The sequence below is a fragment of the Pseudomonas sp. DWP3-1-2 genome (assembly GCF_049896285.1).
GTDB lineage: Bacteria > Pseudomonadota > Gammaproteobacteria > Pseudomonadales > Pseudomonadaceae > Aquipseudomonas.
This window is the reverse complement of sequence record NZ_JAFCTZ010000001.1, coordinates 578,820-600,349: the sequence shown is the minus strand read 5'-3', so window position 1 is coordinate 600,349 and position 21,530 is coordinate 578,820. Positions and strand designations below refer to the sequence as shown.

Annotated in this window: 19 protein-coding genes and 1 tRNA gene; 11 read left to right on the top strand and 9 right to left on the bottom strand. The window is 58.6% G+C overall.

Annotation, left to right across the window (positions count from 1 at the left end; genetic code table 11):
• Positions 1 to 31 precede the first annotated feature (31 nt).
• The gene (locus tag ACP7B0_RS02845; protein ID WP_426139408.1) at positions 32 to 196 is read left to right on the top strand and encodes a hypothetical protein; all 165 of its coding nucleotides are present in this window, start codon (positions 32 to 34) and stop codon (positions 194 to 196) included.
• Between the two features lie 100 nt (positions 197 to 296).
• Here ACP7B0_RS02845 and gvpU read toward each other — a convergent pair whose 3' ends face one another.
• The gene (gene gvpU, locus ACP7B0_RS02840) at positions 297 to 767 is read right to left on the bottom strand and encodes a gas vesicle accessory protein GvpU (protein WP_426139407.1); all 471 of its coding nucleotides are present in this window, start codon (positions 765 to 767) and stop codon (positions 297 to 299) included.
• A 323-nt stretch (positions 768 to 1,090) separates the two neighbouring features.
• Between gvpU and ACP7B0_RS02835 the strand changes: the two genes are divergently transcribed.
• Together ACP7B0_RS02835 and ACP7B0_RS02830 are read left to right on the top strand one after the other, a co-directional pair.
• A tRNA-Leu gene (locus tag ACP7B0_RS02835) sits at positions 1,091 to 1,175 on the top strand.
• A 323-nt stretch (positions 1,176 to 1,498) separates the two neighbouring features.
• Complete coding sequence (locus tag ACP7B0_RS02830; RefSeq protein ID WP_426139406.1) at positions 1,499 to 2,692, top strand: Fic family protein; 1,194 nt, start codon at positions 1,499 to 1,501, stop codon at positions 2,690 to 2,692.
• A gap of 49 nt (positions 2,693 to 2,741) precedes the next feature.
• Here ACP7B0_RS02830 and ACP7B0_RS02825 read toward each other — a convergent pair whose 3' ends face one another.
• A complete protein-coding gene (locus ACP7B0_RS02825; protein WP_426139405.1) occupies positions 2,742 to 3,044 on the bottom strand; it encodes an ArsR/SmtB family transcription factor in 303 nt (100 codons plus the stop codon).
• 87 nt (positions 3,045 to 3,131) lie between these two features.
• On the opposite strand from ACP7B0_RS02825, the gene ACP7B0_RS02820 reads away from it, so the two are divergent.
• Entirely contained in the window at positions 3,132 to 4,220 is a 1,089-nt protein-coding gene (locus ACP7B0_RS02820; RefSeq protein ID WP_426139404.1) for an NADH:flavin oxidoreductase/NADH oxidase, read from the top strand.
• Positions 4,221 to 4,277: 57 nt separating this feature from the next.
• On the opposite strand, the gene ACP7B0_RS02815 is transcribed toward ACP7B0_RS02820, so the two are convergent.
• Entirely contained in the window at positions 4,278 to 5,177 is a 900-nt protein-coding gene (locus tag ACP7B0_RS02815; RefSeq protein WP_426139403.1) for a polysaccharide deacetylase family protein, read from the bottom strand.
• Between the two features lie 277 nt (positions 5,178 to 5,454).
• Here ACP7B0_RS02815 and ACP7B0_RS02810 point away from each other — a divergent pair, with 277 nt between their 5' ends.
• Positions 5,455 to 5,949 carry a response regulator gene (locus ACP7B0_RS02810; protein ID WP_426139402.1) on the top strand — a complete coding sequence of 165 codons (495 nt, stop codon included), beginning with the start codon at positions 5,455 to 5,457 and terminating at the stop codon, positions 5,947 to 5,949.
• Positions 5,950 to 6,013: 64 nt separating this feature from the next.
• Here the strand turns inward: ACP7B0_RS02810 and ACP7B0_RS02805 are convergent, their stop codons facing one another.
• From ACP7B0_RS02805 to ACP7B0_RS02785, 5 genes are all read right to left on the bottom strand, one after another.
• Entirely contained in the window at positions 6,014 to 9,112 is a 3,099-nt protein-coding gene (locus tag ACP7B0_RS02805; protein WP_426139401.1) for an error-prone DNA polymerase, read from the bottom strand.
• Positions 9,109 to 10,524, bottom strand: a complete 1,416-nt coding sequence (locus ACP7B0_RS02800; protein ID WP_426139400.1) for a Y-family DNA polymerase — start codon at positions 10,522 to 10,524, stop codon at positions 9,109 to 9,111. The genes ACP7B0_RS02805 and ACP7B0_RS02800 overlap by 4 nt, the downstream gene beginning before the upstream one ends.
• Positions 10,525 to 10,531: 7 nt before the next feature.
• Entirely contained in the window at positions 10,532 to 11,149 is a 618-nt protein-coding gene (imuA, locus tag ACP7B0_RS02795) for a translesion DNA synthesis-associated protein ImuA (protein ID WP_426139399.1), read from the bottom strand.
• Positions 11,149 to 11,766, bottom strand: a complete 618-nt coding sequence (lexA, locus tag ACP7B0_RS02790; protein ID WP_426139398.1) for a transcriptional repressor LexA — start codon at positions 11,764 to 11,766, stop codon at positions 11,149 to 11,151. The genes imuA and lexA overlap by 1 nt, the downstream gene beginning before the upstream one ends.
• 75 nt (positions 11,767 to 11,841) lie before the next feature.
• On the bottom strand, positions 11,842 to 12,522 hold the full coding sequence (locus tag ACP7B0_RS02785) for a hypothetical protein (protein WP_426139397.1): 681 nt from the start codon (positions 12,520 to 12,522) through the stop codon (positions 11,842 to 11,844).
• Positions 12,523 to 12,997: 475 nt separating this feature from the next.
• Here ACP7B0_RS02785 and ACP7B0_RS02780 point away from each other — a divergent pair, with 475 nt between their 5' ends.
• The 6 genes from ACP7B0_RS02780 (at position 12,998) to ACP7B0_RS02755 (ending at position 18,851) form a co-directional block, all read left to right on the top strand.
• Complete coding sequence (locus tag ACP7B0_RS02780) at positions 12,998 to 14,020, top strand: LacI family DNA-binding transcriptional regulator (protein ID WP_426139396.1); 1,023 nt, start codon at positions 12,998 to 13,000, stop codon at positions 14,018 to 14,020.
• 76 nt (positions 14,021 to 14,096) lie between these two features.
• Positions 14,097 to 14,894, top strand: coding sequence for a sugar phosphate isomerase/epimerase family protein (locus tag ACP7B0_RS02775; RefSeq protein ID WP_426139395.1), 798 nt, complete (start codon positions 14,097 to 14,099; stop codon positions 14,892 to 14,894).
• Complete coding sequence (locus ACP7B0_RS02770; RefSeq protein ID WP_426139394.1) at positions 14,887 to 15,852, top strand: sugar kinase; 966 nt, start codon at positions 14,887 to 14,889, stop codon at positions 15,850 to 15,852. The genes ACP7B0_RS02775 and ACP7B0_RS02770 overlap by 8 nt, the downstream gene beginning before the upstream one ends.
• A gap of 80 nt (positions 15,853 to 15,932) precedes the next feature.
• On the top strand, positions 15,933 to 17,249 hold the full coding sequence (locus ACP7B0_RS02765; RefSeq protein WP_426139393.1) for an MFS transporter: 1,317 nt from the start codon (positions 15,933 to 15,935) through the stop codon (positions 17,247 to 17,249).
• 16 nt (positions 17,250 to 17,265) lie between these two features.
• Entirely contained in the window at positions 17,266 to 18,249 is a 984-nt protein-coding gene (locus ACP7B0_RS02760; RefSeq protein ID WP_426140046.1) for a 2-hydroxyacid dehydrogenase, read from the top strand.
• Positions 18,250 to 18,593: 344 nt separating this feature from the next.
• Positions 18,594 to 18,851, top strand: a complete 258-nt coding sequence (locus ACP7B0_RS02755) for a DUF1652 domain-containing protein (RefSeq protein ID WP_426139392.1) — start codon at positions 18,594 to 18,596, stop codon at positions 18,849 to 18,851.
• 3 nt (positions 18,852 to 18,854) lie between these two features.
• On the opposite strand, the gene ACP7B0_RS02750 is transcribed toward ACP7B0_RS02755, so the two are convergent.
• Complete coding sequence (locus ACP7B0_RS02750; RefSeq protein ID WP_426139391.1) at positions 18,855 to 21,368, bottom strand: UvrD-helicase domain-containing protein; 2,514 nt, start codon at positions 21,366 to 21,368, stop codon at positions 18,855 to 18,857.
• Positions 21,369 to 21,530 lie beyond the last annotated feature (162 nt).

Genomic DNA, 21,530 nt, shown 5'->3' with positions numbered 1-21,530 from the left:
ATTAGCGAGTACATCTGAGACCGAGAACATTATGTCTGATACCGAAGAGCTCAATGACGTGGACGATGCAGAGGTTTCATTAATGTCCACAGACTTTCTTAAACTCATCAAGCGTCATACGGACGACCAGTCTTCTTGCCTGGAGGCACTCAAGCCTTGGTTTGTGCTGACGGATGGCGAGGATGACAACGGCTGAAGGCGCTTTCCCGAGGCGATAGGCATGAGGCTGTGCGCTGCAGAAGCGTGCAATGTAAAAAGCCCCGATATCAGTCGGGGCCTTCGAGGAAACGTCTGGATTATTTTCGAGCAATGCTCCCGATGGTGAATCCCGTTATGGACGCAATCTTACCGCGCCAGAGAACGCCCTCGGCGCAGATGGGGTTCTGCTCACTTGTATAAGTCTTGCAGTCCTTCAGGTGAATAAAGTGAAACTCGGGGGTGTCATCTGACGATTCACCTGGGCGAAACGACAGGATCATCTCTTTCATGGAGGCCTCGGTCCCGTTGTTGAACTGGGCGAAAGGCGCAGAAATGTCAGTTGCCAATTGTTCAAAATAGGCGTCGTGGGAAATCAGCTGGCCTGAAACAAGGTTGCCGCCCACGGACAGAGTGATGCCCATTTCCACTTTGGTGTTGGCAACAAATTTGACCAGCCATTGCAGCAACCAGTCGATTTGCTTGCCCTGCCACCTCAGGTGCGAAAGCGCCTCTTCAATTTCACCGCTGGGTGACGTGTCCGACTGCTGGGTGGGTCGTTGTTCTGTCATTGTTGCCTCCGTGCTACACAAAGTAGGAGATCAAGCTATACATCACTCAGCGTCAAAACAAAACAGCGCAATCTCCATGCCGACGCAAAGCCTGACTTCCATTTATCAGACGCAGTTCACGTTAGCCCAGCATGTCAATAGGCCATGGAGCGCAACAATGGGCGCCTGCTGAGCGGGTTCCCCTACCATAAAAAAGCGCTGTAGAACCATGATTTCCAAGCTTTTTTATTTCGACTGGAAGTAGGATTCTGTCTCATTTAAGGGTCGGGCAAGCTTGCTTAGGGAGGGCGGGATGTATATATTCCCTCCTCTCGCGCTTGACCGCCCCGATGGCGAAATTGGTAGACGCAAGGGACTTAAAATCCCTCGTTCTAGGACGTGCCGGTTCGACCCCGGCTCGGGGCACCATCTTATACAGCAAGGGCCTACACGATTTCGGGTAGGCCCTTTGTGTTTTCCGGTCTGCAAAAAATAATCTGCTCCGCAATTGAAACAGGCGACCGCCCTCCTCGGCGTCCTGCAGACTTACAAAATCCTGCGCTCAGCCCCCATTCCGATAGCTGTCCAGACAATCGCTCAAGCTCTGCCTCGAATGTGAAAAAATATGTGAAGAAGCTCGCTGAAAAAAGAGGCCTTGATTCGCCAAAAGCCCCTTAAAATAAGGCGTTTTCCTGAAACCCATATGTGAAGTAATATGTGCAGCATATTCACATTCAGAAAGGCGTTCAGGGATGTCATTGATCACATCGAAGACTTGGCTCGACCCCATCCTGCCTGAAGATCTTCCACCCTCCATCGTCTCGATGGCCGATGCGCTCCCGAGGAAAACCCAATTTCTGGCTGGCCGTCTGGCCCCGGAAACGGGTGTCCGACTGGCGCGTCTGCTGCGCATCACGAACACCTACTACTCCAACCTGATTGAAGGGCAGTACACAGAGCCTGCGGACATGCAGAAGGCTCAATCCGCACCGCGCCGCGAGCGTAAGCTGCTCAATGATCTTGCCGTAAAGCACATGGAGGTGCAGTCGGTTCTTGAACGTGCCTTACGTCGTAACGTGCCCGAAAACTGGGCTCAAATGTTCGATCCCAAACTGCTGTCTCTGGTCCACTACCGGCTGTTCGCCGATACCCACGAGAGCAGCAGGACGCTACAGAACGGATCCGTCATGGAGCCAGGGGTTCTGCGGTCCGAGACCGGTCAGAACGTCTCAGTGGGCGGGCACGATGCTCCCGACGCGGCCGCCGTGGACGCCATGTTGTCGCATCTGCAAAACGGGTTCGGCCGCATCAAGGACCCGCGACGACAACTTATCGGGGCCTTGGCCTACCACCATCGTTTTGCCTGGGTTCACCCGTTTGTGGACGGGAACGGTCGAGTGGCGCGGATGCTCACCCACCTGCAACTGGTCTACCTGGGGCTTGAGCCGCGCCTTTGGTCTCTGGCCCGGGGCCTGGCGAGACGGCACGAGGACTATTACCGCATGCTTGCCCTGGCAGATCGTCAGCGTGAAGGTGATCTGGACGGGCGAGGACAAATGTCGCGCAAGCACTACTTTGCGTTCATCGAGTTCATGCTGGATGTTTGCCATGATCAAGTCGATTACATGACATCGGCGTTGAATCCTGCGGCGATGCGTGAGCGCATCGTGCGGTCGTTCAAGACCAATGAAAGGCTACTGGATCTGAAAATCAGGCCCCAGAGCGCGCCAGCGATTCACGCGCTTATCATGGCCGGGTCAATGCCCCGCAACGACCTGAAAACCTTCACCGGCTTGACACCGCGCCCAGCCATCGACGAATTGACACGACTGATCAAGGCGGGTCTGGTGGTCAGCCCTACACCAAAATCCAGGACCGTAACGCCGGGGCTGCCCGCGTGGTTTGCACAGGATATATTCCCGGACCTGCACCGACGGTTTCAGTAGTCACCCGATGCGCGCGCTATTCAGCGCGGTCCGGGTGGCGATCTGTGAATCAGTTTTCTTGCGCCAGAATCATCGCCAGCAAGCCTGGAAATCGACTGTCCAGTTCATCTCGGCGTAGCGAGTTCATGTGAGTCGTTCCAATGCTCTGGGTCCTGACAAGGCCGGAATCTCGCAGCACCCGAAAATGATGGGACATGCTCGACTTGGGCCGTCCTCCGTCCAGTTCGCCACACGTGGCTTCGCTGACCCGGCCGAGGTGCCGAACAATTTCAAGGCGAACCGGATCGCTCAGGGCATAAAAGACCCGTTCGAGGACAAAATCACTGGCTAGAGGGTGTTTGAATGGACGCATGGGCGGATCATACACAGTGGTTTGCCAGACAGCCATTGTTCGAATAGTATCGAACAACCGAATTTGCAACCGATCCGAGGTATGACCATGTCTGCTCTGTTCCAGCCGTATACCCTGAAAGACGTCACACTGCGCAACCGCATTGCGGTGCCGCCCATGTGCCAATATTCGGCAATCGATGGGCTGATCAACGAGTGGCATCAGGTGCACCTGGCGGCTATTGCTCGCGGCGGGGCCGGTCTGGTCATCGTCGAAGCCACTGCTGTTGCACCCGAGGGCCGCATTACACCGGGCTGCACCGGCATCTGGAACGATGAGCTGGCCCAGGCATTCGTGCCTGTGGTCCAAGCCATAAAGGCCGCAGGATCAGTGCCCGGCATCCAGATCGCCCACGCCGGACGCAAGGCCAGCGCCAACCGTCCATGGGAAGGTGACGACCACATTGCGGCGAACGACGCGCGAGGTTGGGAAACCATTGCCCCCTCCTCCATCGCGTTCGGCGCCAATCTGCCGAAACAACCCAGAGCCATGACCCTGGATGACATCGCCCGTGTTCGCGACGACTTTGTTGCCGCCGCTCGTCGTGCACGTGACGCAGGCTTCGAGTGGCTCGAGCTGCACTTCGCCCATGGCTATCTGGCGCAGACGTTTTTCTCCGAGCACTCTAATCACCGTGAAGATGCTTATGGGGGCAGCTTTGCAAACCGCAGTCGCTTCCTGCTGGAAACCTTGGCTGCGGTGCGTGAAGTCTGGCCGGAAAACCTGCCGTTGACGGCGCGTTTCGGTGTCCTTGAGTTCGACGGTCGCGACGAGCAAACCCTGGTTGAGTCCATCGAATTGACCCGTCAGTTCAAAGCCGCGGGCCTGGACATGCTCAGTGTCAGCATTGGCTTCACCATCCCGGAAACCAATATCCCCTGGGCGCCCGGATTCATGGGACCCATTGCCGAGCGAGTCCGTCGTGAGGCTGGTATTCCGGTGTCCTCGGCATGGGGCTTTGGCACGCCGGCCATCGCCGAACAAGTGGTCAAGGACGGACAACTGGATCTGGTAATGGTCGGCCGCGCGCATCTGGCCAACCCGCACTGGGCTTACTTCGCCGCCAAGGAGTTGGGCGTGGAACGGGCCAGTTGGACGTTGCCGGCACCTTACGCGCACTGGCTGGAACGTTACTGATATCAGCGCTTGAAACAGGCGACCCACTGCCGGTCGCCTGTTACGCAGGGCAAAGTGTTATTCGGCGTTGTGGCCCCAGATCCAGTTCCATAATCCGGGCAGCTTCACGGGGTCGCTGCTCTGCTGCACGGTTCGCGCCAGCGCAGCGCGCATCAAGCCGGTGTGATCATCGTAGAAAGGCTTCTCTGCAGTCATGACACCGTTTGCCTTGGCGCTGTCCAGCAGGATCTGCAGGTATTCCTGCGTGTGCCGAGCCGTATAGCGGTTCAAATCATGGAACGTCACCACCACGGGAATCACACCATCGACCATCGGCAGCTCCCCGGCGGCGATACGTTCGCGAACCTCGGAAACCTGCCTGAGCATATTGGCGCGCCTGCGGGGGCTGGCATTGAATCCCCATATCTTGCCGTCATTGGCGCTTATGTCCGTGAGCAACATGTGCATGCCATGCTGCTGATAAGCGGCAAAGGTGCGTCTGTCATAACTCCAGAACGGCGGGCGTACCAACGCAGGCGGTGCACCGGTGATGCTCGCGATGATGGCGCTTCCAGCGGTCAAGGATTGCTCCAGCGCTTCAGGGGTCAGCGAGCGGTGATTGGTGTGTCCGGCAGTGCCAGTATGGAAAGCCAGAATATGGCCCTGGGCATTTTCCCGATTCATCACACGCAGGCCGCGCTCGCTGCCACCGGCACGCGCCGCGCCGGTTTGCACAAAAAACACCGCCTTGATATCGGGCTGCAAAGGATTGTGCGCGAGACTGTCCAGCACGGTCAGGGTAGGATTGGCGAAGCCCGAGGCGCTTGGGCCGTCATCGAAGGTCAGCAAAAACCGGATCGGGGCCTGGGCCTGCAGACGTTGGGCTGTCTCTGCAGTCAGAGGAATGGGAGCAGAGATACATCCGGCGAGGCTCGCCAGCATGGCGAACCCTGATAAAGCGTTGGCGATACGTCTCATTGATGTGTTGCGCCTGGGTGACTGACGTGAACGGGTGCGATTGCGATAACCGGCGCACAGTCTACTGGCCTCTTGCCGGATCTGCTTGTCCGTCGTTGTTCACATGGCCAAAGAGATAAAACGGGTTTTCTTGTCCGTGAAAACGGGCAGTATTGCCACCGCTACACTCGGCTTTGATACCCACGATCAATCGCTAATCGTCTGGTATTTGACGCTTTTTATTTATTAATGAAATTTTTACGTCCGGTTTCGCTCAGATGACTGGGAGTCAACGGGAATGGATCCACGTTGCAGTGCTCCCGGATCGTTTAATGTGCAGGTTGAGGGGACCAAAATGACGCAGTCATCGCAATACGATAAGACCCGAACTACTGAAAGTCTGGTGTTGGTTGTCGAAGATGAGCCAATGATTCGGGACTTCGTGTGCGAAATCCTGTCGGACGAAGGCTGGGCTTGCCAAGCAGTCGAGAATGCCGACAAAGCTGTGGAATACCTCAATGCACACGGCAACGAAGTTGCATTACTGCTGACCGACGTGCGCATGCCGGGCAGCATGGATGGCATCGGGTTGGCTAATCTCGTTGCCGAGAAGTGGCCAGAGATTCCAATAGTGGTTATGTCCGGACACGGTACGCCGGGCAGCGATCAGCTCAAGCCTGACGTATTGTTCATTGCCAAGCCATGGACCATCAACGAATTGCTCAGCGGTGTGCAAAATCAGCTGGACAGGGGCTCGCGCTCTTTTGAAGCGATCGACAGCACGCCTCAGTGATTCAATCGGGTACGACTCAATCAATGTCACTGACCCGAATGACAGGCACTGATGCTTCGGTACCTCATTTAAAATCACGACTGCGCACGTCCAGCCCCGTGAGCAGTGGCGTCAAATCATAAAGGCGCTGGGCAATCACATGCCGCACACCCTTCTGAGATTCCAGTCGTCCGAATACCTGCATCAACTGCGCCCCCACCAGAATTTTGCGTTGGCGCTGGGCCAGGTCCAGCCAGACCACGACGTTGATCATGCCGAACTCGTCCTCCAGGGTGACGAATGTTACGCCACTGGCCGTGCCGGGACGCTGGCGACCTACCACCAGGCCGGCGACACTGACCGGTCGCCCGTGCTCAAGGCTCTGCAGGTCATGGCCGCTGTAAAAGCGTTTGGCAGCCAACTGCTGACGCAGCATCGCCAAGGGATGCGGGCCCAGCGTGGTTCCGGTCGTGGCGTAGTCGGCGAAGAGATCCTGCGCCACCGTCGGTAAAGGCAAGGCTATTTGAGGCTCATCCACCGAGTGTTCCGGGTTTAGCAAGGGGCGTTGTGCCTCGACGCCTGCGATCTCCCAGCGTGCGCGATGTCGATGGCCGATCAGGTCGCGCAACGCGCCTGCATCAGCCAGGGCTTCAAGCGCCCTGTTGTCCAGTGCGGCACGGCGGCTCAGGTCCGAGGCATCGACAAATGCCTGACTCGCTCTGGCAGACGCGAGCCGATGGGCGTCGTCTTCGCGGAACCCGCGGATCATGCGCAGGCCCATGCGGATCGCCAGTGTCCGGTTGCGCTCATGATGATCCACGGGTTCCAGTGAGCAATCCCAGTCGCTGTAACGCACATCCACGGGACGAATTTCGATGTGATGACGACGGGCATCCTGAAGAATCTGATCAGGGCTGTAGAAGCCCATGGGCCAGCTATTGATCAAGGCGCAGGCGAAGGCTGCCGGTTCGTGACATTTGAGCCAGCAACTGGCGTAAGTCAGCAAGGCGAAGCTGGCCGCGTGGGATTCCGGGAAGCCGTAACTGCCAAAGCCTTTGATCTGCTCGAAAATCCTCGTGATGAATTCCTGTTCATAACCATTGGCTTCCATGCGCTGCGCCAGACGCAGGCGATGGGGCTCCAGCCCGCCGTGGCGCTTCCAGGCGGCCATGGAGCGCCGCAGCTCATCGGCTTCTCCGGGTGTGTAATCGGCCGCCAGGATTGCGACTTCCATGACTTGCTCCTGAAACAACGGCACCCCCAGGGTTCTCTTGAAGACCTTTTCCAGCCGGGGTGGGTAAGTCACAGGTTCTTCGTTGTTGCGCCTGCGCAGGTAGGGATGAACCATATCGCCCTGAATCGGGCCGGGGCGGACGATGGCCACTTCGATGACCAGATCGTAGAACGTCGCAGGCTTGAGGCGCGGCAACATGGCCATCTGCGCCCGCGACTCGATCTGAAAAACGCCGATGGTGTCCGCTCGGCCAATCATTTCGTAGGTGGCGCGATCTTCCGCAGGCAGCGTCGCCAGGGTCCAGCGACGTCCCCGATGCTGGTTGACCAGATCGAATGTACGGCGCAAAGCGGTGAGCATGCCCAGCGCCAGAATGTCGACCTTGAGCAGGCCCACCAGATCCAGATCATCCTTGTCCCACTGGATGATGGTGCGGTCGGCCATCGCTGCGTTTTCCACGGGCACCAGGGTTTCCAGAGGATGCTCGGAAATGACAAAGCCCCCAGGGTGCTGTGACAAGTGCCTGGGGAAGCCGATCAAGGTTTCAGTCAAGGCCAGCACGCGCCGCAATACGGGGGCGTCAGGGTCAAATCCGCTTTCACGCAGACGCTCGGCCGGCGGCATCTCGTCGCTCCAGCGGCTGAAGCAATCGGCCAGTGCATTGATCTGATCCGGGGGCAAGCCCAGCACCTTGGCGACATCACGCACCGCGCCTGCGCCGTGATACGTACTGGCCACAGCCGTCAACGCCGCCCTGCCCCGACCGTAGCGCCGGAATACGTACTGCAAGACCTCCTCACGGCGCTCATGCTCGAAATCCACGTCGATATCCGGTGGTTCGTTGCGCTCTCTGGAAATGAACCGTTCGAACAGCAGATTGCTGTCTTCAGGATTCAATTCGGTGATACCAAGGGCGAAACAGACCACCGAGTTGGCGGCCGAGCCCCGGCCCTGACACAAGATGTCGCGGCTGCGGGCAAAGCGAACAATATCGTGGACCGTCAGAAAGTAGCTCTCGAACTTCATCTCGCCGATCAGCGCCAGTTCTTTCTCGATCTGCGCCCGGGTTTGCGCCTTGAGCCCTTGGGGCCAGCGTTTTCGCGCGCCTTGCTCGGTCATTTCCCGCAACCATGAGCCTGGGCTGTGCTCGGGCGGCACCAGCTCATGGGGGTATTCATACCGCAACTGGCGAAGGTCGAAGGTGCAGCGCGCCGCGATCAGCAGGGTTTGCGCCAATAAGGGCTCGGGATAGATGTCAACCAGGGCACTGCAAGGGCGCAGGTAGCGTTCGCCGTTGGCAAACAGGTGATGCCCGGCCTCGGCCACGGTGGTGTGATGGCGGATGGCAGTCATGGTGTCTTGCAGGGCGCGACGACCTCGGGCGTGCATCTGCACATCGCCACTGGCGACCATGGGGATATTGGCCTGCAGCGCCAGCGCCTCAAGCTGGCCAAGCCGTTGCTGATCATCTGGTCCGCGATGCAGTTCCACCGCCAGCCACGCCGCGTCCGGGAATGTTCTGGCGCACCATGCGCCATGGTCCCGAAGGGTAGCGGCTGGCAATTCGAGATCGGGTAACCATAACGCCAGCAAACCACTGCCTGGACAGTCGAAATCCTCACGCAACGACAGGTATTCACCTTTTTTGGCCCTGCGCCGGGCGACGGTGATCAACCGGCAAAGCATTTGATAGCCGCTGAGGCTTTCCACCAGAAGCACTATTTTTGGCCCATGGGCGATGCTGATCTCACTGCCGATGATCAAGGGTACAGAGTGATCCATGGCCGCCTGCCAGGCACGCACGATACCGGCCAATGTGCATTCGTCAGTGATTGCCAGCGCCTGATAACCCTGTTGTCCGGCCCTCTGAAACAGCTCTGCCGCGCTGGAAGCCCCACGCTGGAAGCTGAAATTCGACAGGCAGTGCAGCTCCGCATACCGGCTGCTCATGCAAACCAGCCATGCAACAAAAGATCGCCGCTTTCACCCACTGACCGATAAGCCCAACCTCGCTGGCCACTGCGCGTTTCAATCAAATAATAGTCGCGCCTTACATCACCTCCGTCCCACCAACCGGACTCGATACGCTCGGGCCCTGCAAGGATTCGCGTCCCTGCTTCAGGCAGCGGCGAGGGCTGACTCAACAGCCAGCCGGGACGGGGCACCTTGGGCGGCGCAAGCCTGACCCTGGCCTCTGTCTGCGCTTGCCACGCACATTCGGGGCGATGATCGGCTCGCAGGGCCATGCCATTGACGGACTCATTCCCCAGCCGCGCTCTGAGTCTTTCACGCAGTTGCTCCCAAGGCAGTGACTGCTGTGGACGCTCCTCGAACAACTCCCGATGAGCCGGAACAAAAGGCGGCAAGTCACGGGCGTGCAAACGCAGTGAACGCACGGGCGAAGGCACCTGTATCTGTTCCAGCCGACCACGCGCCAGTTCAAACAGCATGGCAGCATCGCGCTCTGCACTGAGCAATCCGACCGGTACGTGTGTGTCAGGCCCTTCGGTGTGCTCCAGATGCAAGGTAAAGCGCTGCACGCCGCTGTCACGCCCCCCTAAAAACATCGCCAGATCGGAAACAAGCCGTTTGAGGGGGAACAGCAAGGCCTGATGAGACTCGACGTCAAAATTCAGCTCGATGCGCACGTCGAAATAGTCCGGCGGCGTGTAGTACTCCAGTGCCAAGGGCCGGTCGCCCAGGAGGGTGTCCAGGTGCTGCATCACCTGGGCCGGAAAGCGTCGGGCCAGACTGGCACGCGGCAAGGCGAGAACCTCGCTTAAGTGACGCAACCCCATGCGCGTGAGGGCTGTCGTGGTTTCCCGGTCAAGGCCGATGCGATCCACGGGCATCTGTTCCAGGACGTGGCGCAAGCTGTCTCGGCAGGTGACGGCCAACCCGTCATGGACATTGGCAAGCATGCGTGCAGCCACGGGATTGGGGGCAACAACAATGCGGTGGGAAAAACCCAAGGCCGTCAGTTCTGCACGCAATCGTGCTTCGAAGCCCGGCCAAGGCCCGAACAAACCCAGGCTTGATTCGACTTCCATCATCAAGACGCGAGGGTATCTCAAGCTGACTTGCGAACTGAAGCGATACGCCCAGGCGGCCAGCAAGCGATGCCAACGCTCTGTCTCGGCCGGGTCGAATTCCACCGTGGCGAAATCGCGCACCATGGCGTGCGCACTGGTCAACGACTGTCCGGGTTTTAGCCCAAGGGCTCTGGCGGCCTGATTGACCGTCTGCAAGATGCGCCGTTGCGGTGTCCCGCTCAGCAGTGCCAGCGGCTCATCGGCATTCGCCCGGCGGCGCATGACACCGTCAAGCGCCAGTTGTGGCAACAAGACACAGGCCCACAACATAAGAACCTCAAGCGTCTGCCAAAAAGGGAATGGGAAAAGACGGCGCCATGCCGCCACGGCATTTGAGTACCCGCAGGCACAAGGGCCGGGTCTCAATGGCAATGCGTAAAGCCGCAGGCGACGGATTGGCAGCCGCCTGCAAGGGGCGGCAGGCAAAGGCCAGGGTCTGGCCGGTTTCAGCAGCGACTTGCAGACGGCGCAGTGTCCGATCCTCCGCATGCCGTGGCCAGCACACCACCGCTCCGCAACTGCCGGAGCGCAAGCATTGTTCAGCCGCCCACAAGCTGTCCTTGTCACTGGCTTGAATCACCGCCAGCCAGCGCAGATCGACACCGGCTGCCTCCCAGGCCTGCGGATACGGTATGAACGGCGGTGTTACCAGTACGATGCGCTCGCCCTTGCTGGCCAGACGCGCCAGGGTTGGCCATAACAAACGCAACTCGCCGCTGCCGTCGGCAGGGATCAGGATTTCACTCAGCGCCGACGCGGGCCAGCCACCCAGCGGCAAGGCTGCATCCAGCGCCGCATGCCCTGTGGGTTGCGGGTTGATCGGGGGCGCCGTTTGCCGGCCTTTCCAGACCCGGCGCTCGTCCAGAAGTGCATCGAGACTGACCACGGCGCCCATCATGCACGCCTGACCAGGCCGCAGAAAACGCCTTCGATGGCGAAATCCTGATCGGGCTCGACAACAATCGGGCTATACGCCGGATTACGTGGCAACAAGAGAAATGTGTGATCGCCGGTTTGCAGGCGCTTGATGGTGACTTCGCCGTCCAGCCGCGCAACCACGATTTGCCCGTCCTGGGCCTCGCTGGTGCGATGCACTCCCACCAGATCGCCATCAAGGATGCCATCCTCGATCATCGAATCGCCCTGCACCCGAAGCAGATAATCAGGCACTCGGGAAAACGTGGCACGGTCCAGAAGCAAGGTGTCGTGGGCGTCCACATCCGGCCCGATCGGCAGGCCCGCCGCCACGCGGCCCATGACCGGGATTTCCAGCAGTTCGGGACGCGGGTTTGTTTGAACCAGACGTATGCCACGGGCCTGATTGGGCATGACCTCGATCAGGCCCGCCTCGGTCAGCGCCAGAATGTGCTTGCGTGCCACGCTTCGCGAAGCAAAACCGAAGGCTTCGGAAATTTCCGCAAGGCTCGGTGATTGCCCCTGTTGCGCGATGCGATCGCGGATAAAGGTAAGAATTGCGCTACGGCGGGGAGATAGTGTGCTCATGGAGTACATTTGTACTCCACTGTGCTTTTGTTGGCTAGAGCATTTGGTCGCCCGATTTGCAGCCAGCGGCCCGCCAGGGCTCAATCAGGTTGGACAGCCTTCGTCGCCGCCGTTCAGGCCCTGTTTGTAGTTCTCGTAATCAAGGGTGGCCTTGCCATTGGTCCATTTCAGTGTCAGCACGGACACCGAGTCAAAGTCGTCTCCGGTCCAGTCGTCCATTAACTTGATTTTCTTGCCGGACGCTTCTTCTGCCACCTTGTTGATCAACTCAGGCAGGTAGCCATGGGACCACGCGGTGTAAATGGTTGCGTCATGGTATTTGTCGTTCATCAACTCGTCGGCCAGGTCACTGGTGTCGTTGGCCGAAAAGTCGATATTGACCGGAAGACCCAGTTTTATCGCGCTGGGGCCAATCGTCATTAAGGGACGCAGGTAGCTGTAGGAGTGATCACCCTCGCCCTCCTCGACGTGACGACTCGGGTTGGCGGCAAAAATGAAATTGGCCTTGCCGAACGCCTTCGGCAGCATTTCTGACAGGTCAATGGCGCGGTTCAGGCCCTGGCAGTTCAACTGGCCCAGGCCCATGGAAGGTTTTTCCGCGTGACGCATGAACACCAGCGTTTGAGTGCCGTTCTTGGATTCGGCATGTACGCCTTTGCCCATGCTGAACAGGAAAGCCGACGACGCGACCAACAACACAGGGAGAGCAAAGAAAGCACAGCGACGCTGGAATCGGGTGATGAGAGGGGCTTTGAAGATTTTCATGATCTCGGATTCTGGCTCGCATTATTAGAGGTATAGCGCCGACGGTTACTGAGAATAAGGCTCCCTGATAAACGGGTTCTCTACCTGCAACTTCCGTGTTCCGATCCGCATGCCACTCAATGAGACCGCAGCTTATAGGCTAATGACCCAATGTTTCTAAATGAAGAATGTGACAATAAGAGTCAAAACGGGCCTGAAGGTTGCATCCAAGCCCATAAAAAGCCGGATTATCAAAGAGTAAAGTGACGTCTCGCCAAGGAGATAACGTGATTTCTACTTGCCTGACCGCGCGCCGACTCCCGTTCACTCGCCCCTTTCATTACAACGCCAACCCTCCACCGCAGCGGGTTTACGAGCGCGAGTAGACCTCAACACATTCAACCTTTGATCCGACACCGGGTTGACTCAAACCGGGCTTTAGTGTTTTCTGAAACCGTTTTCAGAGCCCGCCAATAAATCCAACAGGGTGTTCAACGTGAGTAGTATTCCTCCTTCCATGCGTTCACGCGTGACCATGAATGATGTTGCCGATCTGGCGGGTGTATCCAAGGCCAGCGTCTCGCGCTTCATTGGCGATGACCGGCCATTGCTCTCTGATGCCATTGCCTTGCGCATCGAACAGGCTATCCAGACCCTGGGGTATCGACCCAACCAGATGGCCCGTGGTTTGAAACGTGGCCGTACCCGTCTGATTGGCATGCTCGTCGCTGATATTCGCAACCCCTATTCCATTGCCGTTATGCATGGCGTCGAAACAGCCTGTCGTCGTCATGGCTACAGCCTTGTGGTGTGCAATACCGATCGTGATGACGAGCAGGAACGCCTTCATCTGGCAGCGTTGCGCTCGTACAACATTGAAGGCCTGATCGTGAACACCCTCGGGCATCACCTGGATGAATTGCGCGACCTGCACCGCGACCTGCCCATGGTGCTGGTGGACCGCAAGGTCGATCAACTGGACAGCGATCTGGTCGGACTGGACAACACCGCTGCGGTGCAACAGGCCATCGACCATCTGCAAACCCGTGGCTATCGGGACATCCTGTTGGTCAGCGAGCAACAGGACGGCACCAGTTCCCGGCTGGAGCGCATGCAAGCCTTCAAAGCCCTGATGGCGCAGCGGACCGAGCTCCGCGGCCAGATTGTGCAAACCGATGACCAATTGACCCGCAATCTGCAAGCCTTTCTGGCCTCCCCCGGCCCCGGTCCCAAGGCGTTGTTCACGGCCAACGGCGTCGCAACACTGACCTGTACCCGCGTACTGCGCGAATTGGGGTGTGACCTCTTCGAGGATATCGGCCTGATCGCACTGGACGAACTGGACTGGTATCCCTTGGTGGGCAGCGGCATCACCGCCTTGGCACAACCCACCCACGATATCGGCATTACCGCATTCGAATGCCTGCTGAACCGCCTGCGTGGCGATCAGGCGCCCTCTCGTATGCTCGATTTCCCAGTCAAATTAATTGTTCGCGGATCGACTCGTCTGCGTTCCTAACACACGCGACCATTGGTTCCACACGCATACGATTTTCGCAGCCAAAAAATGAAACCGGTTTCAGAGGATAACAATAATGCACGTCTACCCCGTCTCTATCAGTCTTTCCAGCTTCGGCGCCGATCTGGTTCGCCAGCGTGGCCAGGCTGCATTCATTCCCTTGCTGGCCGCTTGCGACGTTGCGCGCATCGAATTGCGTGAAGAGCTGTTCACTCACGAAGACCTGCCCTCCCTGGCCGTAGCGATTCAGGCACAGGGCCTGCAATGCCTGTACTCCGCGCCGCTGGAGCTGTGGCTGTCCGGGAACCCGCGATTCAATCCTGAGCTTCAGGCCACGCTGGTTCGGGCCAACACCTGCGGCGCGAAATGGCTCAAGGTCTCTCTGGGGCACTTCACCCCTGAGTGTGATCTACAAGGGCTCATCGACTGCCTGGCCGAACATGACGTGCAGTTATTGGTGGAGAACGACCAGACAGCCCATGGCGGCATCATTGCGCCGTTTTGCGATTTCTTCGCCGGGTTACAGGCCCTGAAAGCAGACATTGGCATGACCTTCGATGTCGGCAACTGGCAGTGGCAGGATGAAAACGCGATCAGCGCGGCGCAACAACTCGGTCCCTATGTGCAGTACGTCCACTTCAAGGCCGTGACCCGCAATGCCAGTGGCAAGTGGGTTGCGACCCCGCCTGGCGAGGCTGATCTGCCCGTATGGCGAGCACTGCTGGCGTACATGCCCAACGCAGTGCCCCGCGCCATTGAATACCCGTTGCAAGGCGACGACTTGTTGGAAGTGACTCGCCGACAGGTGAACACCCTCGCTCACCTTGAGCCCGAAACGCAGCATCAGCAGCGCGAGGTATTGAGCCATGTCTGATATCGACATCCTCTCATTCGGCGAAACCATGGCGATGTTCGTTGCCGAGCAGCCCGGTGATCTGGCGCAGGTCAGCCATTTTGAGAAACGCATCGCCGGTGCCGACAGCAACGTTGCCATTGGCTTGGCGCGCCTGGGCTTCAATGTCGCCTGGCTGAGCCGTGTGGGTGATGATTCCCTTGGCCGCTTTGTGATCGAGAGCTTGCAACGCGAAGGCGTGAGTTGTGAGCACGTGGCGGTGGACCCTCTTCATCCCACCGGCTTTCAACTCAAATCCCTTGAGCTGCAGGGCGCAGACCCCAGCGTGGAGTATTTCCGCCGAGGTTCGGCGGCCAGTTGCCTGTCACCCAAGGACATCGACCCGCGCCTGCTCAATGCCCGGCATCTGCACGCAACCGGTATTCCTCCAGCGCTGTCGCAGAGCTGCGGTGAACTGTCCCGGGAATTGATGACCTGCATGCACAACGCCGGACGCAGCGTGTCGTTCGACCCCAACCTGCGCCCGTCACTCTGGCCTAATCAGGCGCGAATGATCCACGAGATCAACGCCCTGGCCAGTCTGGCCCATTGGGTTTTCCCTGGGCTTGCCGAAGGACTGGTCCTGACGGGCTATGAAGATCCGCCCGACATTGCCTCGTTCTATCTGGACAAGGGCGTCGAGGCCGTGGTCATCAAGCTGGGGGCCCATGGCGCGTATTACCGCACCCAACACGATCAGGGATTTGTCGCCGGCGTACCGGTCAGACAGGTGGTTGACACCGTCGGCGCCGGGGATGGTTTTGCTGTCGGCGTCATCAGCGCCCTGCTGGAGAACCAGAGCTTTGCCCAGGCCGTGGGACGGGGTAACTGGATTGGCAGCCAGGCCGTGCAAAGCCGCGGTGACATGGAAGGTCTGCCACGACGCGCCGCGCTTGATGCCGCGTTTCCTCAAGCGCGACAACGGCCGGAACGGGTTTGACCTCTTCAGCCTGATGCACTCTCACACCGATTCACACAACGCACCTGCTGCAACAAAAACAAAAAGCTCAGGAGATCGACATGGAAAAAATACTCGATAACGTCAAAAGCAGCGGCTTGAAACGTCGCTGGCTGTTGATCATGCCTATCGTTTTCATCACCTACAGCCTGGCCTATCTGGATCGGGCCAATTATGGCTTTGCGGCCGCTTCGGGCATGGCTGAAGACCTGAATATCACGCCAGGCATGTCATCGTTGCTGGGCGCGCTGTTCTTCCTGGGGTACTTTTTCTTTCAAGTGCCGGGGGCCATCTACGCCCAGAAGAAGAGCGTGAAGAAGCTGATCTTTGTCAGCCTGATCCTGTGGGGCAGCCTCGCAACGCTGACCGGCATTGTTTCCAATGCCTACATGCTGATCGGCATCCGCTTCATGCTGGGGGTGGTCGAGGCCGCCGTGATGCCCGCCATGCTGGTTTATCTCTGTTATTGGTTCACCCGTGCCGAGCGTTCACGGGCCAATACCGTGCTGATCCTCGGCAACCCGGTGACCATGCTCTGGATGTCGGTTGTTTCCGGCTATCTGGTGGCCCATTACAGCTGGCGCTGGATGTTCATCGTCGAGGGCTTGCCCGCGGTGGTCTGGGCGTTTATCTGGTGGCGGCTGGTAGACGAGCGCCCGGCCCAGGCCACGTGGCTCAGCGACGCCGAGAAAACCGAACTGCAAGCGCGTCTGGACGCCGAGCAAGTAGGGATCAAACCGGTCAAGAATTACGCCGAGGCGTTCCGCTCGCCCAAGGTGCTATTGCTGGCGGCGCAGTATTTCTGCTGGAGCATTGGCGTGTATGGCTTCGTGCTGTGGCTGCCGACCATTCTCAAGCAAGGCATGCAGATGGACATGGTCGAAGCCGGTTGGCTGTCGGCTCTCCCTTATCTGGCTGCGGTGATCGGCATGATTGTGGTGTCCTGGGCCTCGGACAAGTTGCAGAAGCGCAAACTGTTCGTGTGGCCACCGCTGCTACTGGCCGCCATCGCCTTCTATGGTTCCTACGCCCTCGGTACTGAGCATTTCTGGTGGTCCTATTCCTTGCTGGTGATCGCCGGTGCCTGCATGTACGCCCCGTACGGTCCGTTCTTCGCCATTGTTCCGGAAATCCTTCCGTCCAATGTTGCCGGAGGTGCCATGGCCTTGATCAACAGCCTGGGGGCGCTGGGTTCGTTTGCCGGGTCTTATCTGGTGGGCTACCTCAACGGCGTGACGGGAACACTGAGTGCCTCGTACCTGTTCATGAGCGGCGCGTTGCTGGTTTCGGTGTTCCTGACCCTGATGCTCAAGCCGGACAGCAAAACGAAACCTGCTGGGGATGGACACACCCTCCGTCGCGCCCCGGCGCATCCTTGATCTGGAAAGGCTCACGATGAAAAAGCATGTTGTTCTGTATAAGAAACTTTCTGAACCGCTCTTGGCGCGCTTGCAAGCCCACGCGCAGGTGACGTTGGTCGCAGACCCCAAACGTGACGATCACGCGGAACTGCGCGCGGCCCTGCCCCACGCCGACGGTCTGCTGGGCGCCAGTATCAGACTGGATGCCCGTCTGCTGGACCTCGCGCCACAACTCAAGGCCATATCCACGGTTTCGGTGGGCGTGGACAACTATGACATTCCCTATCTGGACCGGCGCGGGATCGCCCTGTGCAATACCCCGGATGTATTGACCGAGACCACCGCCGATACGGGCTTTGCCCTGATCATGGCTACTGCGCGGCGAGTGGTGGAGCTGGCCAGCATGGTGCGCAACGGTGACTGGACGCAGAACATCGGCCCGGCGCATTTCGGTAGCGATGTGCACGGCAAAACGCTGGGGATCATCGGCATGGGACGCATCGGCGAAGCGTTGGCCCAGCGCGGGCACTTTGGTTTCGGCATGCCGGTGCTGTATCACAGCCACTCCCCCAAGCCCGCCGTGGAAGCGCGGTTCAATGCAGGCTATCGCAGCCTTGAAGCGTTACTGAGCGAAGCCGATTTCGTTTGCCTGACGGTGCCGTTGACTACGCAAACCGAGGGGCTGATCGGCAAGGAGCAGTTGGCATTGATGCGGCCCGAGAGCATTCTTATCAACATTGCACGAGGCAAAGTGGTCGATGAGCATGCCCTGATTGCAGCCCTGCAGAGCGGGAAAATACGCGGTGCAGGGCTTGATGTGTTCGAACGGGAGCCGTTGAACAGTGACTCGCCCTTGCTCCAGATGAATAACGTCGTGGCCACGCCTCACATCGGGTCCGCAACCCACGAAACACGGGAAGCCATGGCCCGTTGCGCGGTGGACAACCTCATCAGTGCCTTGCAGGGGGAGAGACCTGCAAATCTGGTCAATTTGAAGGGCCGTGAATTGCGGGGCTAAACAGACGCGCCAGCACAACCGTGTTGCTGGCGCGCCCTTGGAGCCTGATCAGGGGATTGAACCCGCTGTAAGATGTTTAAGGAATAACCGATATGACGCGCATCAAATAAATATAAAACTTTTGTCCATTGGGCAAAAAGTTATCTGCCTGTAACGGATGCAGTGCTATGTTGACTGCTCGACAGGACTGTTCGGATTTTTATCAGAAAAGCGCCTCGACCCTCCCAGGAGTCTTGATCAGGACTCCGCTTCAAGGTCTGCCCGCGTTTTGCTGGCCATCCTGGCAGATCCATTCCCTACCCATTGGAGCTATCGCCAGTGCTGATGTGATCGAGGTGGGCTGAATGAATAAAGTGACGTTCCCCAACGCGTGCCAGTTGATGCGCTGGTACTTTCATCCGGTCGGCTTCGAAGCCACTATGGACGCGCCCAGTAGCATGGTGGCCCGACTTTTTGATCGCGCCAGCGGCGAAACCGTCATCGCGATTGCGGGCCTGCCTTGCGCCACGGTGATGAACGCGACCGAGGTGGAGTTGATCATCGAGGCGATAGAAGCCGAGCTGGAGTCATTCCGCCCTCCCAGGATGATGAACGCGTCCTGAGCCTCAAGGTTTGCGCCGCAAATCCTCAAAGAATGCTTGGTCAGCGTCGATTCGATCCGACGCTCGGGTCACGTTCGCGTCATCTTTGGCGCTGCCTTCGATAAACCAGTAGCAGTGCCGCACGGCACGGGTGATGGCGACATAGGCCAGGCGCATCACTTCGTCTTTCTGCGCGTTGTCGAACGCGTCCGAATCACCGGCATTGCCCAGCCCGGCCAGGCGATACAGTTGATTCTTGTAGGGCGAATGGGTCAGATGCTGGCAGTCACCCAGCAGGAACACCGCATCGGCCTGCAGCCCCTTGGCACTGTGATAGGTCAACTGCTTGAAACGACGCGCCTGAGGCTGCTGCGCATAATCGGCATTAATAAGTGCCTGTAACCTGTTTGACAGCAACGCTTTTTCACTGCTTTTGCGATACAGCAACAGAATCGAATCGCCGTCGTTGTAGTGTTCCAGCAACCGATCCTCAAGCGCCTCATCGCTGCGATCCAGTACCGTGACCGGCACCAGGTCCTGAGTGGCTCCGCTGGCGCGGGCCTTCTTGCCTGCAATGGCCGGGGCGGCCCGCACAATGTGTTCAGCCGCATCAATGATGTGCTGATGGCTGCGGTAGTTCTCGCTGAGCATGACTCTGGTGGTCCCGGGAGATGAAAACTCCTTGGGGAACTCCATGAAATACTTGGGTGAACTGCCGCGCCAGCCATAGATGGATTGCCAGTCATCGCCCACGCACATCAGGGAGGCATGCTGCGCCGCACGCCCGGTGTGCAGGGCTGGACCGCGCCGCCGGATCTCCCGAAGGCTGGCCCGAACCCAGGACACGATCTGCGGCGATACGTCCTGAAATTCGTCGATCATCAAGTGCGCAAGTGGCCTGAGCTGCTCGTCAGCCACTTGTTGCAGATTTTCCGGGGAGTTCTCGCCAAACAGGGCAAACATCCGGTTGTAGGTCATGACCGGCGGCGTCTGCGCCAGCAGGTGGTTTTCAAAAGCCTTCCAGAACAGGCTCAGGGCCTCGAAGTAGTAACGATCCGGGTCATCGTTGGCAAAGCTCATCTCGGCCACGGCAGCCGGTACATCCAGCCCCAGGTTTTCGATGAAACCGGCCGTCGTGACGAAACTGTCCAGCAACGGCGCGGCGCTCAGTTCGCCTTTGACTTTATAGTCGAACCCTGGCCCCGCCACCGCTGCGCCGGAGAGCGACTGCAAAACCCGACCACCCGCCTCATAGTTTTCCAGCCAGATCATAGGTTTGCGACAGAAAGCTTGAAACAGGGTGCGCTTGATGACCCACTCGGCCCACACCGGTAATTTGGCCCCCGGGCGTTTGAGCTGCTGATCTTCCGAAGGATCGAACCCCAGCACGACCCAGGCGTCCAGTTCGGCGATATAGCCGTGCAGGTGAAAGCCGAAACCGTTGATTTCCACGGTCTGGCGCATCGGCTCGATGCCTTTGATCGGCCACGCCTTGGCCCGAATCCACAAGTCTTCGAGGGTGTCGCACAGCTCTTCGTCCCGCTTGGCCGACAACTCGGTCACGGTGACGCGTTTCTGTACATCCGGATGGTCGCGCTCCAGTGCCTTGAGTTGCAAAGCCTGGCGGTACAGCGGAGCCATGACCTCGCGAAAACGTTCGTTGCTCGCGTACAGGTCGCGATAGCACAGGTTCAGTTGCTGACGCTGCGCGTCGTTGATGCGCAGATCGAACGGGTTGCTGTCCGCCCCCTCTTCCATGCCCGCCATGGATTGGCTACCCAGGTTCTCGAATGCCGTCAGTTGTTCGAGCCCCGGCAGGCTGCGCACCAGCGGCAGAATCCGCGAGTGGAAAGTTCGGACCAGGTCTCGGCCCTGCTTCTGACTCAGGCTATGACCCCAAAGTCCGAAGATTTCGATCAACTTGGTAATGAAGTCCTTGCGGGATTCGCGCGTGAAGGTCACCACGGTCATTGAGTCCAGTTCGAACCCCAGGTAGTGACTAAGCACCAGGACCCGCAGCACCAATGAGGTGGATTTGCCTGCACCCGCGCCTGCAATGACATACGTCGACGGGGTATCGCTGAAGATCATCTTCCACTGCGCCGCACTGGGCTGCGCATGGGGCGGCAACTTAAGGGCGACGTCGGCCTTGATGCGCTTCTTCAACTCGGCGCTCAGCGGCAGGCGCCAATCGTCGAACAGGTGATCATCCACCTTGGGGCCGCGATGCTCGCTGGGGCGCATGTCGCGTATCACCAGCACCTGACGACCCTGCTCGACGCCATCCAGGTGGCCTTCGGCATAACCTTCATCCACGCCCTGCAAATGACCATTCAGATAGCCGTCGGCATGTCCCAACGACCACGAGGGCCTGTGTTGCGAGCCGAGTCGGGTCAGCGCTTTGCCCAGCAGACGGGCCGTCAGACGCTTGAAGAACGGCAGTTGGGCCGGAGGCGTCAAGTCCAGCTCGGCATGGGGATGAAGATCGGTGTCAGACACGCAGGCTCCAGCAGTCAACAGATTGAGCGAAGGCGGCATGGTGGCGCTATTCGCGTCTGAGCTCCAGTGAAAAGCTTGTCGATCAAGCGATTAGCCGATCAATTGCAGGTGAAATAGAGGTGTGACAGGTGTTGATATATCAATGAATCAGATAGTAACTAGTCAGAATTGTCGCTTTTTAACGATAATAATTTGATAGAT